Genomic DNA, 14,899 nt, shown 5'->3' with positions numbered 1-14,899 from the left:
TAGCCTTCTTTTTAATTTGTCTCAAAAATAATCTTCCCAGTTTGAGAAGTATCGTAATCTCCTAAAGAGTTCACTTCTGATTGAAACTGGTTAGACAATAATATTTCTTTTATTGTAGTTATTAGTTGTTCAGTTTCGAGGGTTTTTAGGATTACGAGGTCATATTGTTCAGTTATTAAAGGGACAAAATCAATTCCTACTAATTTAGCTGCTTTTTCAATTCCTACTCCAATATCTGCTTTTCCGGTAGAGACAGCGGAAGCTACACTTAAATGGTTATTCTCCTCATGTTCGTATCCTTTAATTTTTTTAGAAGAAATTCCGTTAATTCTGAGTTGTTCATCAAGAAGGATTCGTGCACCTGATCCTTTCTCTCTATTAATGATTTTTATATCTTCACGATTTAAATCAGTCCAAGCTGTAAGATTTAAAGGATTGCCCTTTTTAACGTAAAAACCTGCTTTTCTAGAAAGAAGATTAATTAAAATATATGAATAACCTACTAATATTTTTTTAAGATAGGGTAGATTATATTCGCCTGTCTCACCGTCATACAAATGTAAGCTAACAATGTCACATTCTCCATTATACATAGAAATTAGACTATTTAAGCTACCTGTAAAAGATCTTAATGTTTTAATGGGTAAATTTTTTTCAATGTGCTTTCCTAAAATATCTAAAACTAAATCTTGTCCACTAATTACAATAGTATGAGAGTCTTTATTATTATTTTTGTTTGGTTCGAAAACAGGTGCTGGCATTGTAGTGCCCTGATTCGTTTTATGATTTTTTATATAATTGTCCAAGTCAGTTGCATCTATTCTCATCTGTCTTCCAACACGGAATACAGGTAATTCTCCTTTTTTAACAAGGTCATAAATGGTTAATTTCGATACTTTTAAAAACTGAGCTACTTCTTCAATCGTATAGGAAAGTTCCATTGACATCTAATCCCCTCCATCCATTATTTTAACTCAATGCTTTTTAAAAAGTATATTCCAAATAAATTAAATGAAAATATTCATTTACTATTTCTTAATTAGTTATAACTAAATATAATTAGATATAACTAGATTAAATTTAGATGGGAAGGCAGATGATTATGAAAAAACTTTATTCTTTATTTTTTTCGATGATGTTAGTATTACTAGTTGTGTCGGGTTGTTCAACGAAGGAAGAAACTAAAAAGCCAGTAGACAAGAAACAAGATGTTTCTCAAAAGAAAGTAGAATTGACTATTTCGGCAGCAGCTAGCTTACAAGATGCATTAAATGACATTAAAGCAAACTTTGAAAAAACTCATCCAAATGTGAAAATAAATTATAATTTTGGAGCATCAGGAGCACTTCAACAACAAATTTCTCAAGGAGCACCTGTTGATCTTTTCTTTTCAGCCGCAGAAGATAAATTTAATAAGTTAGTACAAGAAGGTCTAATTGATCAGAAACAAGGAAAAGAAATTGTTGGAAATGAGCTTGTTTTAGTAGTACCAAAAGATACAAAAAAAGAAATTAAATCATTTGAAGACCTTACAAAAGCAAATAAAATTTCCATCGGTACTCCGGAAGCTGTACCTGCAGGACAATATGCTAAAGAATCGTTAGAAAAGTTAAATGTATGGAAATCGATTGAAGGAAATATAGTTTATGGTAAAGATGTTAGACAAGTGCTTACATATGTGGAGTCTAATAATGTTGATGCAGGAGTTGTTTATAAAACTGATGCAATGACTTCATCAAAAGTTAAGGTTGTAGCAACTGCAGCGGAAAATACACATGATCCGATTATTTATCCGTTAGGTGTGATTAAGAATAGCAAACAACCTAAAGCAGCTCAATTATTCTACGATTATCTCCAAAATGAAAAGTCTATAAAAATTTTAGAAGCGTATGGATTTCAAGGTCTAAATAAGAAATGACTTACAGACTTTTGGCGCCAATCAATATTCTATAACGTTAATCTCTTTAGGCAATCCTTTCATTAGGATTGTCTTTTTCAAATTAACGGAATGATAAGAGCGAAAAAGGAGTTTAGTAATAACTAAAATAGACCGAGTTAAATAGTGAAATTTTACCTAATTTAAATTAGTATACTCTTTTATCGATATATTGAAGAGCTTCCGTTCATTTCTTCCACGGTGGCCAATTAACTTGTACCAATTCTGCCCAATATAAAAAGAGTTTGTAATTAAATTTTCTATGTAATTCGAAATAATGTCGTTTATTTCCTCATCTTCAATCTTATTTTTACAGGACAAAGCGATTACAAAATAGGATTTATCATTTTCAAATTCAAGTACTTGAAGATGATATTTACCACCTTGTTTTTCATTAAATTCATTTAATACATGATCGATACTTTTTCGGGCATCTATTTTATACTCACTAGCATCTTTCCAATTTGAAATAAGAGGATCATTAAGTGAAACTGTTAAGATATAATAAATGGCATAATCTTCAGGATTAAATGATACATCACCAAATTTATGTTGATTTAAAGGAGTGACAACAAAACTTTTATAGTTTACAAAAAAATCTTCCCTCATGACTTATACCTCTTTCTAGATGGAAATTTCATTAACCCAATGTATGGTTTTTTCATCGAAATAATCGTGCGATAGACATGAAACTAGATCCTCAGTAATCTATCAATTTTTATAAAAGCTTGTAGTTGATTTCTATTATGAACAATTTTCATTAGTTTTTCCTATTCTTTCCAAAAAATACACAGGATTAAGAAGAGAATAAAGGCAATTTTGATTCAGTTAAATGTAAGGAATTGGAAGGATAATCATAACTCTATCTCCCTATACTATCTTTGTTGCTAAAAATTGGAGGTGGGGGAAATGACATTTCAAAATCGTGGTACTGGACATCCTGAACATCAAGATGATCCAACGAAGTTACACATTGTTGCTGTACGAAAAAATTCTGATGGTGATATTACTGATGTGAAATTTCAGAATGGTGAAATAGCAAGTATTGAACAGGCTATTGCAATGGCAGAATTAGAACAAATTGAAGATGTTAACACAGGCTTAACTCGAGGTGAAAACCCACACAAAACGCTTCGCTCATATCCAGATGGTGATCCATCGAATAACTTAAGCAATTTACCTTCTTTTTAACGAAAAGGTGCATGGATTTTACCGTGCACCTTTTTGCTTTTCGTTAACTTAAATATTTTAATCGAAAAATGGAAAATTTAATTTTGTAAGGAGATTTACACCATTTATTTGATATAGGAAGTGAATCTAGCTTGAAAAAAACATTATTATTCATTTCATTATTAATTTGTTTGGTAGCCGGGAATTGTATTGTAAGTTCGAAAAATACTGTGAAAAGTGAAAGTAATTCCTTCCTTATCTATGAAAAAAAGGAACCGGACAATGCAACAATTGCCCTTAGAGCATTAAATAGAAAAAAAGCAAAGGAAGGAAGAACTACTACATTAGAACAAAAACGAGTTGATATTGAAAAACAGATTATAAAGACTCCAAGTAACATTAAAACAAAAAGGGATAAAATTGCAGGAATACAAGTAGAGTGGTTGATACCAGATGGCTCTCCCAAAAATAAAGTTGTTTTTTATGTTCACGGTGGAGGATGGTCGAGGGGAGGGCTTATATACTCTAGGAATTTAGGAACAATTTTAGCCAGAGAGACTGGATTTAAAGTTTTGACGCTACAATATAGGCTATCACCTGAAAATCCTTTTCCAGCCGCACTGAATGATGTTGAAAAAGTCTATAATTATTTAGTGAAAAATTATGGATCAAATACAAAAATTAGTATCGTAGGTGATAGTGCTGGTGGAAATTTAATGTTTTCATTGTTAAATCGATTAAAGAATACAAATGATAAGTTTCCTACAGCTGTAGTAGGTGTATCGCCAGCAACAGATTTAACAAGGGACAGTCAACTATTTTCTTCAGATTCTGATTCGATTCATGCAATAGATAAAGGAAAAGATATAAATATAATCGACCAATATGTAGGGAAACACGATCGGAAAAATCCGTTAATTTCTCCTCTTTATGGAGACTTAAAAGGACTTCCTCCAATGCTGATTCACGTAGGTGGTAGGGAAGATTTGATAGATGATATTTTAGCTTACGCATCTAAGGCAAATTCTCAAGGCGTAAATGTTAAATGTAAAATTTGGCGAGGAATGTTCCATGATTTTCAACTAATGGATAATGCCTCGAATATAAGTAAACAAGCAAATAAAGAAATTGCCCAATTTCTAAAGCAACATCTAGGAAACTAACTAAACCCACCTTTTTGGTGGGTTTCAGTGTGTAGACAAATTCCAATTTCTCTGATTTTCAGTCTAAACCCACTTTTTTTGTGGGTTTTTATTATCTGTTAACGAGAGTTTGAATTTATAAACCTGGTAATTTGATGGACATCTCTTTGGGTAAGTACAGGTTCAATAATAATTAAAGGATGATTTACTTCACCTTCTAATTGAAAATCAGAAATAATAAAATCAATGTCTAATTCATTGATCATTTCTGATTCAAACTCACCTTGTTCAGGAAGTATAATATCAATTTTATGCCCGAAATCTTTTATTAGTTTCGTTCGAATATATCGATACACTGCTGGTCCATTACTGGTTAATAATAGTACCTTTTTCTTAACGAATGATGTATTTATTTTAGATGCTTGAATATTTAATGTAACCTTTGCAAGTTTATCTTTTGTGATTTCTGGATACGAATATTTTTTAGTCCAAATTTTGAATGCTTCTTGCACTCTTTTAAATAACTCTGGGTATTGATTGTGAACATATCGATCCAATGAATAGGATGGTTCTTTTTTATCAATTGAGTATAAGAGTAGCGAATATCTTTTAAATTGGTCTTGGAATGTGTATAAGAACTCCTCATCTTTGTTTAATGGAATTCGAGTTTGTTCCTCTAATATGTCAACTAAATTATGTAACTCTTTATAATAAGGTGTTTTTTGATTTCGATATAAATTAAAAAATTCATCTTTCTCCATTTCATCGAAACTGTAATAAGGTAATGTTGAAATGAGCAATGTAAATGCTAATCGTTCATTCATTGAGATTGAATGCTGATATTGATTTTCTAGCTTGTCACATATTTCATTAGAGATATTAAAAAAATCAGACTCCAAAATAGTATTTAATTTTCGTTCACTCAAATCTAGTTCAATCTTTTTATCGATTCGAAATAACATTGTGCCAAGTAAATATACGTATTTTTTAGTGGTCGAAGGATATAGGAATAATTTGAATTTATTTGTTGTGGAAGTAACAATCTTTTTCAAATCTTTATATGAAAATGCTTCTAATGGCCATTCTTGATTTGAATGAGAGAACAATGCATCTAGAATATCACAACCTAATAATCTAATTTCAAATTCTCTTCCTACGATTTCAAGTGGTCCTCTTTTTAATTGTAACTGATACGAATTTAATAATTCCTCGACACGGTCAAGAATTGGATAAACAGCAGATTGTTGTGTAAAAAGAGCTAACGATAAATCTGCAATACTTTTGATTTGCTTAAATTGTATGTACATAATCGCTTTAAAACGCAATGAATTTTTCACATAAAGTGAACGAATTTGATTAATCGAAGAAGATAATGGCTTTTTTATATAAATTCCTTTTCCTTTAATTGTTTCAATTTGCCACCCTTTTGGTAGGTTTAAGTTGATCGCTTGAATATCATTTCGAATCGTTTTTTCTGTACACGACAACTTTTTTGCTAATTCCTCAGTTTTAAACCACTTATCTTGCTTACTTAAAATATCAATAATTTGTAATCTCCGTTTAGTTGATTTTTCCATAAACAGTCTCCAAAAATAACTTTTTTCTTAGTATTGCTTTAATAAATCTGTCTTATTTCCAAAATAGCATAATTCATAAAAACATAACTCGACATGCCAATCTTCTATTGTCAAAATGTGAAATCTTTATGAAACAGCTAGTTTTTATTACCTAATTCAAAGGTAAAAAACATCATGGGAATAAGCGCATTTAAACGATATAATGACATCGTTGCAACATTAAAAATTTAATATAAAAAGTTTTTATATTTTTAGCCTAAATAAATTAGAAGGGGGGATAAAAATGGATATCAAAAGACAAACAAAGTTGCTATTTCTTTCTGTAATTTTGTTAACTCTATCATTCATCCCTTTATCTGTAAAAGCTGCAGAAAATAATATTGATTTTTCAGTCAAAGCCATTATTCCATCAAATCAAATTGACCACATGAAATCTTATTTTGATTTGAAGATGAGCCCAGGACAAAAACAAGACCTTAAAATAGAAGTATTTAATAATAGTAATAAAGAAGAAACGATAGAAGCTGATCTTACATTTGCTTCGACTAATGATAATGGTCTAATTGACTATTCGGAAACGAAAGGTAAAAAAGTAGATAAAAGCTTAAAATATCCATTAAACCAGTTGTCAAAACAGCCTCATAAAGAGATTATGATCCCACCAAGAAAATCAAAGATCGTTACATTTTCAATTACAATGCCAAAAGAAGAATATGATGGAATCATTTTAGGAGCTGTCCAATTTAAGAAGAAATTTGATAAGGTTGAAAAAAAATCAACGAAAGAAGTTATACAAATTAGTAACGAATACGCGTATGTAGTAGGGGTAAAATTGACTGAAAACATAAAGGACGTTAATCCAGATTTACACTTATTAGGTGTTAAACCTAAATTAGTAAATTATCATACATCAATTGCAGCTACTATTCAAAATAGTGAAGCAGCAATTGGTAGTAATATGAGCATTGACGCGGAAATTCTAAAAAAAGATTCTAGTAAGGTATTATATAGTTCAAAAAAAGACGAGCTTAGTATGGCGCCAAACTCAAATTTTGATTATGCGATTGATCTAAATAATAAACCAATCGAACCCGGAACTTATCGACTGAAAATGAAAGCAATTATTGGAACTCAAGTTTGGGAATGGGATGAATTATTTACAATTGGAAAAGAAGCAAAAAAATTAAATAATGAGGCCGTTGAGATCGATCGAAACTATTCCTGGTTGTATATCGTGGGTAGTGTTTTCTTAATGGGCATAATCTATTTGATTTACATACAAAAAAAGAGAAGAAAAAATAAAAATTAGAAAAACCACCTTTTTTAGGTGGTTTTTTATTTGCAATTTGAAATTGTTACATATTATAAAAAAGAATCTTTAAAAAATATCAAAAGGCGAAGCTTAAATTACAAACGCTATTTTTTAATCGACCTTAATCCAATCTTGAGACCATTTCATCAATTCTTTAATAACCGGTTCCAAAGCAAGTCCTTTTTCAGTCAATGAGTATTCGATCCGAACAGGAGTTTCTGGGAATACATCTCGCTTTACAATTCCTGCTTGTTCTAAATCCTTTAGTCTTTCTGAAAGTACGCGCCCACTAATTGGCAAAGTCGATTCAATTGTGCAAAATCGTTGGGAGCCAGAAAGAAGTTGAAAAATGATAAGAATTGCCCAGCGTTTACTAATTAATTCTACGCTTTTTTCAAACCGAGGGCATAATAAAGAAAAATCCATTAAAAACCACCTCACCTATAACCATATTATAACGAAAATAATTTTAATAACAAGATTACAATACATAATTTTAGTACTTGACGTAAGTTATTTACTAAATTAAACTTACTTACATAAAGTAACTAAAAATACTTTACTAATATACAAGATTTAGGTGGCAGGACATGAATATAAACACAGACGTATGTATTGTAGGTGCAGGACCTGGTGGTGCCTTATTAGCATATTTGCTTGCAAAACAAAATATCTCGACCGTTTTAGTGGAACGTCATATCGGAATTGATAAAGAGTTTAGAGGAGAACATCTAAATTCTGAAGGCGAACAAATTTTAAAAAAGCATCATCTATATGAAAAAGTACAAGAGTACGGTCTTCTGCTTATGGATCGTGTTGAATATTGGGAAGATAATAAAATAATTAAAAGTATTTTTCCATCGTCAGATTCTATGCACGTTGGTATCCATGTTCCACAAAATCATTTGTTAAATGTCATTTTAAATGAAACGAAGAAATATGAGAACTTTCAACTATTAATGGGAACGCGAGTATCTGAATTAATGAAAGATCAATCTGGAAATTATACAGGTGTAAAAGCGATAAAAAATGGTCAAGAAATAACAATTAATAGCTCAATCGTTGTTGGAGCAGACGGCCGATATTCCACAATTCGAAAATTAGCGGAAATACGGACTACTATAATGAAACATGGATATGATTTACTTTGGGCCAAAGTTCCAAGCCCATTAAATTGGGAGCCTACAATTAAGTTAACTTTGATTAATAAACATCAACTTGCCCTTTTTACACAAGCAGGGGGTTATATACAAATAGGTTGGAATATTGATGAAGGTACTTATTCGAAATTAAGAAGTGAATCATTCAAACCTTTTGTTAACCAATTAATCGACGCATTTCCAGAATTAACGGACACAGTACAGAAAAATATTAATTCTTGGGATGATTTTGTATTATTAAATGTACAAAGTAGTAGAAGTGAGACTTGGGTAAGGGATGGACTAGTAATTATGGGAGATGCAGCTCATACGATGACCCCAACTGCAGCACTTGGCGTTAATTGTGCTATTAAAGATGCGGATCGATTATCAGAAATCATACTTCAAGCTATTTATAATCAAGATACTAGTACAAAAATGCTGAAAAAATTTGAATATGATAGACGAGAGGATATTGAAGTTTTACAAGAGCAACAAATTAAACAGGAAAGTTCATTTATAAATAATTTTGCTTTGGATAAGTAGTAATTTTTATTCAAAGTTTACTATAGAGTTGAAGTTCAGGAGGAAGCTTTAAATGATTAATGAAAAAGTAGTTTCTTTATTAAAAGAGAAAATAAATGTTATTAAAAATAACGATAAATCGATTTATTTAGTTGGACCAATAAAATTACCAGTAAACTTAGATGGAGAAACAACAATTTTTCAATGGTACTGTTGGCTTCGCTGTGAGGATATTGAAGGTGATTTTTGTAATGATGGATCATACAACACAGAAAAAATTATTAGTAAATTAGCTTCTTCAAACTTAGCGGAAATGCAGCAATCAAGCGTATTAGTCTACGGTGATTTCGAAAATTCTGAGGATGCACTGATCCGTATGCATAGTATTTGTCATACTGGTGATATTTTTGGAAGTAAACGTTGTGATTGTGGCTTCCAATTAAAAGAAGCAATGAAAATGATTTCTTCGCATGGAACAGGTGCTTTATTTTATTTAGCAAATCATGAAGGAAGAGGAATCGGTTTATTTAGTAAGGCGATGGCATATGTTCTTCAAGAGCAAGGATACGATACTGTTGAAGCGAATGAAGAGCTTGGTTTTGTTGATGATGCAAGAAACTATGAAGATGCTATTCGTGTGTTAAAAACTCTTAGAGCAAAACCAGTTACTTTAATTACAAATAACCCACGAAAATTAGACGCTCTCCAAAGCTCAGGTGCAAATGTATCTGGAAGAATACAATTATGGGGAGATAAATCGAAATATAATGAAAAGTATTTAGAAACTAAAATTATTCGTTCGGGTCATTTTAAGGGAGGACGTTCGAATGAGTAATCATGAGTTTTATATGAATTTAGCTCTTCAAAATGCTAAATCGATGAAAGGACAGACAGATCCAAACCCTTTAGTAGGCTCTGTTATCGTTAATGATAATCGAATTGTCGGCGTTGGTGCTCATTTAAAAGCTGGTGAACCTCATGCTGAGATTCATGCATTAAGAATGGCTGGAGATAAAGCAAAAGGTGGCACAATTTACGTCACTCTTGAGCCATGCTCTCATCACGGACGTACTGGACCATGTGCTGAAGCGATTGTTCGAGCAGGATTGAAAAAAGTTGTCGTTGCCACACTAGATCCAAATCCTCTCGTTGCTGGTAGAGGAATAAAAATTCTTGAGGATGCAGGAATTGAAGTAGTCGTAGGAGTTAGTGAAGACGAATCAGTTAAAATGAATGAAGTGTTTAATAAATATATCGTAAAAAATATACCTTTTGTTGTAATGAAATCTGCTTCTACATTAGACGGGAAGATTGCTACTCATTCTTCAGACAGCAAGTGGATTACCTCTGAAGAGGCTAGGAATGATGTTCATCAATTAAGAAATGAAATTGGGGCAATTCTAGTAGGAGTTAATACAGTAATCAAAGATAATCCTGAACTTACGACGAGAATTCCAAACGGACGTAATCCTGTAAGAGTAATATTAGATTCAACTTTAAAAATACCTTTAGATTCAAAAGTCGTTACTGATCAACAAGCTGAGACATGGATATTCACAAGTAAACAACATTCTAACGAGAAGAAAGTTGAATTAGAAAACTTAGGAATTAAAGTATTTGTTACGAATGATTTAAAGCGAGTTGATTTAGAAGAAACATTAAAAATTCTAGGAGAGCAATCTATTTCATCATTGTTAGTAGAAGGTGGTGGAGAAGTAAATGCTTCCTTTATCAATCAAAAATTAGTAGATAAAGTGATCATTTATTTAGCTCCTAAGTTAATAGGTGGAAAAAATGCACCTACATTTTTAGAAGGTGAAGGTTTTGATAAAATGGGACAAGCGATAGAATTTACGAATGTTGACCTATCAAAAATTGGACCTGATTTTAAATTTGTCGGCTATCCTGTATTCAAGTAAAAAAAGTCGAGGATATAAACTGCATCAGGAAGGACTTACAGAATGAAATTTGGATTTGATATTGACGATACGTTAATTGATTTAAGACAGCATGCTTTTCACATTTATAATAAAAAATTAAATAAAAATATTGGGCTTGAAGTTTTTAATGAGTTAAAGACAGTTGAAATTCATGAGCCTTTTGGTTTGTCTGCAGATGAGGGAAGTAAAATGTGGAAAAGTAATTTGGAAGAAACGTATTTTACTACTTGCCCACCATTCCCATATGCTGTTGAAACATTACAGGAACTTGAAAATCAAGGTCATGAAATCTATTACGTGACAGCTAGGAATAAAGAATACGGCGAACGAACGATGGAATGGCTAATCAAAAATGGATTTCCAGTAAATAAAGATCGCTTTTATTGCGGAATGAAGGATTCTGAAAAAGTTCATATTATTAAAGAACTAAACTTAGATTATTATTTTGATGATAAGCCGGAAATTATAAATACATTATCGGAGTTACCATTGAAAACATATGTGAAAGACACATCATATAATCGGGATTTAGACATACCACGTATAACTAGTTGGTCTGAATTAAAAGATATTATAAAAAATCAAGGTTAACTTTCAGAAACCACCGTTCTAGGTGGTTTCTTTTTTGAAGTGAGGGAATAAAATTATGTGTTTTGGACGATTAGAATGTTAGTCATATAAAGCGCAATTCTTCATATACTTTCATGAAAATGGAGGTGCTTGGTCAATTGATGAAAATGGATTTTGATATTCAAAATATTTTCATTACAAAACATACTGATTATAAAGGATTTAAAATTAGGTTTAGGATCAATCAACAGCAGTATATACTTTTAGTTGGAAAAACAAGTGAAATCTTCCCTTTATCTTTAATACATTCTTTTAATGAAAGAGAGAAATGTAAGCCTTGCAACAAACTAGTATTTCCATCAAATATAAGCCAACAAGTTTGCCCATTTTTATTTAATAGAAAAAGAGAATTATTAGCTTATTTTCAGGAAAATTGTGCTGAACTATTCCCAGAATAATAAGCAATAATCAAAGAAAAATAATATGTAGCTCATAAATAGTATTGCTATAAAACATATAGTAACAGTCAGAAGCCACCTTAAAGGTGGTTTTTATTTGACATTAAGAAGTGGAACTAATCCTCTGATTTTGCCTAAAGGCTTGCCAATCGGTGAGTTTTCTTTATTTTATGAAAATATATAACAATAATTAGACATAAAAAAGGCAAAACATCATATATTTTGTTGAAAAAGGAGGTTCTACTATGATCATCAAAGACTTAGATATTCAGAATGTAATGATTAATAAGCTTGAAGGATATGAAGGGTATAAAATAAGCTTTTCAATTAATCATCAAGGATATATTTTATTAGCTGGTAAACAAAAAACGATATTTCCTTTGTCAATTAAACATTCATTTATAGAAAAAGAAAAATGCCAGTTTTGCAATAAACTAGTATTTAAATCCGCGATTTCGCAGCAAATTTGTTTGTCTTTACTATTAAAAAAGACTGATTTGTTATCATTTTTTCAGAAAAACTATTTAGAACAATTTGAGTAAACATTCACTCTCGTTTACTACTATTTTCAACAAAAAAACCACTTATGAGTGGTTTTTTAAATTCAAAAATCATCTTAACCCTAAATTGATTGCTTTCCAAAATCCTGGTCCTTCCATTCCAATTGCATAAATAGAAATCCCCCCTAAATGATATTTCATCGTAAAGTGAGCTTTTTTCGTAATACTAGTAGAATCGTCATACCAAACTTCGTGTGTGTCACCACTTGTATCTTTATAGTAAAAATACATAGAGTTAGAATTTTTGTCTCTTAAAGGTTTTGCACCCGTACTTGCGAGTAATGTTGGAATGTCAATCAGCGGGACACGGTGATTATCAGATAGATTTTTACTTGTAATGTTCCAATCATTTCCATAAGCCCCTATACCCATGAGAACTTTTTTTGAATCAATTAATTTTGTTGCATATTTAAGAGAGGCATCGATCCACGGTGTACTTGCTGTAGAACCTGGAAGATTCCACCAGTAGCCAGTTTCATCATATGTCATAATTTGAATGAAATTTGCCCTTTTGCCGAGCGAATTGTAATCATATGCACCTGACCATGAGTCTTTCAGATTTTCTTTTGATTTTGCTGGAACAGAAACCATCAACAAATAGCCTTTTTTCTTGAGAGATTTAGATAAATCTTGAATAAAATTGCTAAATAGTGTTCGATCATTTGGTAATACGGCTTCAAAATCAATATTAATTCCAGCGTAATGCATTCTACTAGCTACAGTTAGTAAATTCGAAATGAACTTTCTTTTGAGAGTAGGGTTTGATAAAACGGTATGGGCCAATTCGGAATCCCAGTCTGTTTTACCGTAATTTGAGACAACTGCAAAAGTATTAATATGTTTTGAATTAGCAAGAGCAATTGTATCTTCAGGTACTGTCCCGAATACTTTACCTTCAAAATCAAATTGAAATGTATCTGTCGCAATTTGATTCATATATTTATAATTTGATTTAAACGATTTAGTTGAACTCGGACTATTCGTATAGTAACCAAGCACTATTTTTGATGCTGCTGATGAATGACTTTGCAAAACAGATAATGTGAATAAAGAAGTGACGATTACAATAGATAATACTCGTTTCAAACCATTTCATCCTTTCGAATTAGCCATTTATCCTTTTATCGTCTAATAAACTAAGATTGGTAGAATTTCGAATGAAGATTATATACTATAATAATTGTTATACTATTCATTTAATTCTATTTTTAGTGGAGGATGATTATTTGGCTAATTCTTTATTACCTATCGAAACGGTTTCATTACAATTCCATGATTCAAAATATGATGTACAACTAAAAAACTATTTTTTACCAGATGAACAATTAAATTTTACTGGCCAGCCAATCGACAACATAGATAAGTGTAAATCAGAAGCGGATCGACATGCGGTTGTAATTTTAAATAATAATGATGTTGCAGGTTTTTTTGTTCTACACGGGTGGGAGGGTGTTCAAGAATATAGCAATAACGTAGATGCAATTTTGTTAAGAGCCTATTCAGTAGATGCTAATTTTCAAGGGAAAGGGATTGCAAGTCAGTCATTAAAATTATTGCCAGCTTTTGTAAAAGCCAATTTCCCTGAGAAAAATGAAATCATTTTAGCAGTAAATCATAAAAACATTTCTGCTCAGCATGTTTACAAAAAGGGTGGATTTATCGATAAGGGATTTCGCGCAATGGGTAGAAAAGGTGAACTGTTTATTTTGCATTTGAACTTAGACTGAGAGGTAAGGAGAGTTTAAAAAAAGAATGTACGGTATAGTAGCAATATTTGATGAAGAAACTGAGCAGATTATTAAAGATATTTGGAAAGAACTTAGTGAAAAATCAATTTCTTTCTATGCTTATGAAGTAATTAATAGAAAGCCACACATCACACTAGCAAGTTACAATCATCTCAATAAAATTGATTTTACTAAACAATTTGACGAGTATTTTGAAAATAAATCAGAATTAGATATTACAATTAATTCAATCGGATCTTTTTTGAATACTGGAACATTGTATTTTTCTCCGAATGTTACAAAAGATCTAATTGAATTTCATGAGGATTATCATTTTCATTTTAAACAGTACAATGACAATCCCGACTCAATGTATTTGCCGAACAAATGGATACCCCATTGTACATTAGCTAATCGATTGACTACTGAAAAATTATCTGAAGCATATACATACTGTTTAAATAGGCAGGAATTAATTGTTGGAAAACTAAAAGAAGTAGCGATAATCGAATTCGTAAATAAAAATAACGTGCCGATTATTTATTCTAAGAAATTAAAAACTAAGTTGAAAACTCGCAAATGATAGCGAGTTTTTTTATTTTATAAACTTAAATTTAAACATAGTATTCTTTCCTTTTGGCTCTGTAAATGTTAATTGTTGATACTTTTAAAAAAAGCCATTTTCGAAAAAAGCTCTTATAGAATTTATAGTGTTGAGGATTAAAAGACGTTGATTGGAGTGGAAGGTGGGAGACTCCTATGGGAGTAGCGGGAAGGGTGAGACCCCGCAGGCTTGCCGAGGAGGCTCAGCTCACGCCCCATGGAAAGTGAGCATCCTGCAAC

The 14,899-nt window shown here is 31.3% G+C and carries 17 protein-coding genes; 12 read left to right on the top strand and 5 right to left on the bottom strand.

What is annotated here, in order from left to right; translation table 11 throughout:
- Positions 1-11: 11 nt before the first annotated feature.
- Positions 12-947, bottom strand: coding sequence for a substrate-binding domain-containing protein (locus tag B7R67_RS14835; protein WP_088071723.1), 936 nt, complete (start codon positions 945-947; stop codon positions 12-14).
- A gap of 155 nt (positions 948-1,102) precedes the next feature.
- Between B7R67_RS14835 and modA the strand changes: the two genes are divergently transcribed.
- On the top strand, positions 1,103-1,918 hold the full coding sequence (gene modA / locus B7R67_RS14830) for a molybdate ABC transporter substrate-binding protein (protein WP_088071787.1): 816 nt from the start codon (positions 1,103-1,105) through the stop codon (positions 1,916-1,918).
- Between the two features lie 156 nt (positions 1,919-2,074).
- On the opposite strand, the gene B7R67_RS14825 is transcribed toward modA, so the two are convergent.
- Entirely contained in the window at positions 2,075-2,545 is a 471-nt protein-coding gene (locus B7R67_RS14825; RefSeq protein WP_088071721.1) for a hypothetical protein, read from the bottom strand.
- A gap of 300 nt (positions 2,546-2,845) precedes the next feature.
- On the opposite strand from B7R67_RS14825, the gene B7R67_RS14820 reads away from it, so the two are divergent.
- Both B7R67_RS14820 and B7R67_RS14815 read left to right on the top strand, forming a co-directional pair.
- On the top strand, positions 2,846-3,127 hold the full coding sequence (locus B7R67_RS14820) for a DUF3892 domain-containing protein (RefSeq protein ID WP_088071719.1): 282 nt from the start codon (positions 2,846-2,848) through the stop codon (positions 3,125-3,127).
- 131 nt (positions 3,128-3,258) lie between these two features.
- On the top strand, positions 3,259-4,269 hold the full coding sequence (locus tag B7R67_RS14815; protein ID WP_158095120.1) for an alpha/beta hydrolase: 1,011 nt from the start codon (positions 3,259-3,261) through the stop codon (positions 4,267-4,269).
- 98 nt (positions 4,270-4,367) lie between these two features.
- Here B7R67_RS14815 and B7R67_RS14810 read toward each other — a convergent pair whose 3' ends face one another.
- Positions 4,368-5,825, bottom strand: coding sequence for a BglG family transcription antiterminator (locus tag B7R67_RS14810; protein ID WP_088071716.1), 1,458 nt, complete (start codon positions 5,823-5,825; stop codon positions 4,368-4,370).
- Positions 5,826-6,108: 283 nt separating this feature from the next.
- Here B7R67_RS14810 and B7R67_RS14805 point away from each other — a divergent pair, with 283 nt between their 5' ends.
- Positions 6,109-7,134 carry a DUF916 and DUF3324 domain-containing protein gene (locus tag B7R67_RS14805; RefSeq protein ID WP_088071714.1) on the top strand — a complete coding sequence of 342 codons (1,026 nt, stop codon included), beginning with the start codon at positions 6,109-6,111 and terminating at the stop codon, positions 7,132-7,134.
- Between the two features lie 114 nt (positions 7,135-7,248).
- Here the strand turns inward: B7R67_RS14805 and B7R67_RS14800 are convergent, their stop codons facing one another.
- Complete coding sequence (locus B7R67_RS14800; RefSeq protein WP_088071712.1) at positions 7,249-7,563, bottom strand: winged helix-turn-helix transcriptional regulator; 315 nt, start codon at positions 7,561-7,563, stop codon at positions 7,249-7,251.
- Positions 7,564-7,727: 164 nt separating this feature from the next.
- On the opposite strand from B7R67_RS14800, the gene B7R67_RS14795 reads away from it, so the two are divergent.
- The 6 genes from B7R67_RS14795 (at position 7,728) to B7R67_RS14770 (ending at position 12,311) form a co-directional block, all read left to right on the top strand.
- A complete protein-coding gene (locus tag B7R67_RS14795) occupies positions 7,728-8,822 on the top strand; it encodes an FAD-dependent monooxygenase (protein WP_088071710.1) in 1,095 nt (364 codons plus the stop codon).
- Between the two features lie 52 nt (positions 8,823-8,874).
- Positions 8,875-9,636 (top strand): GTP cyclohydrolase II, encoded by a 762-nt coding sequence (locus B7R67_RS14790; protein WP_088071708.1) that lies wholly within the window; start codon positions 8,875-8,877, stop codon positions 9,634-9,636.
- Positions 9,629-10,720: a bifunctional diaminohydroxyphosphoribosylaminopyrimidine deaminase/5-amino-6-(5-phosphoribosylamino)uracil reductase RibD gene (ribD, locus tag B7R67_RS14785; protein ID WP_088071706.1), complete on the top strand. Its 1,092-nt coding sequence runs from the start codon at positions 9,629-9,631 to the stop codon at positions 10,718-10,720. The genes B7R67_RS14790 and ribD overlap by 8 nt, the downstream gene beginning before the upstream one ends.
- Before the next feature lie 42 nt (positions 10,721-10,762).
- Positions 10,763-11,332 (top strand): 5' nucleotidase, NT5C type, encoded by a 570-nt coding sequence (locus B7R67_RS14780; RefSeq protein ID WP_088071704.1) that lies wholly within the window; start codon positions 10,763-10,765, stop codon positions 11,330-11,332.
- Between the two features lie 137 nt (positions 11,333-11,469).
- Positions 11,470-11,769, top strand: coding sequence for a hypothetical protein (locus B7R67_RS14775; protein WP_088071702.1), 300 nt, complete (start codon positions 11,470-11,472; stop codon positions 11,767-11,769).
- Between the two features lie 245 nt (positions 11,770-12,014).
- Entirely contained in the window at positions 12,015-12,311 is a 297-nt protein-coding gene (locus tag B7R67_RS14770; RefSeq protein WP_088071700.1) for a hypothetical protein, read from the top strand.
- A gap of 69 nt (positions 12,312-12,380) precedes the next feature.
- Here B7R67_RS14770 and B7R67_RS14765 read toward each other — a convergent pair whose 3' ends face one another.
- The gene (locus B7R67_RS14765) at positions 12,381-13,415 is read right to left on the bottom strand and encodes a glycosyl hydrolase family 18 protein (protein WP_088071698.1); all 1,035 of its coding nucleotides are present in this window, start codon (positions 13,413-13,415) and stop codon (positions 12,381-12,383) included.
- A 140-nt stretch (positions 13,416-13,555) separates the two neighbouring features.
- On the opposite strand from B7R67_RS14765, the gene B7R67_RS14760 reads away from it, so the two are divergent.
- On the top strand, positions 13,556-14,056 hold the full coding sequence (locus tag B7R67_RS14760) for a GNAT family N-acetyltransferase (protein WP_088071696.1): 501 nt from the start codon (positions 13,556-13,558) through the stop codon (positions 14,054-14,056).
- A gap of 25 nt (positions 14,057-14,081) precedes the next feature.
- A complete protein-coding gene (locus B7R67_RS14755) occupies positions 14,082-14,639 on the top strand; it encodes a 2'-5' RNA ligase family protein (protein WP_088071694.1) in 558 nt (185 codons plus the stop codon).
- The last annotated feature ends 260 nt before the right edge of the window (positions 14,640-14,899 follow it).

The organism is Gottfriedia luciferensis (genome assembly GCF_002156865.1).
In the GTDB taxonomy this organism is placed as follows: domain Bacteria; phylum Bacillota; class Bacilli; order Bacillales; family Bacillaceae_G; genus Gottfriedia; species Gottfriedia luciferensis.
The sequence above is the reverse complement of the archived record's forward strand: the minus strand, read 5'-3'. Positions and strand labels throughout refer to the sequence as shown.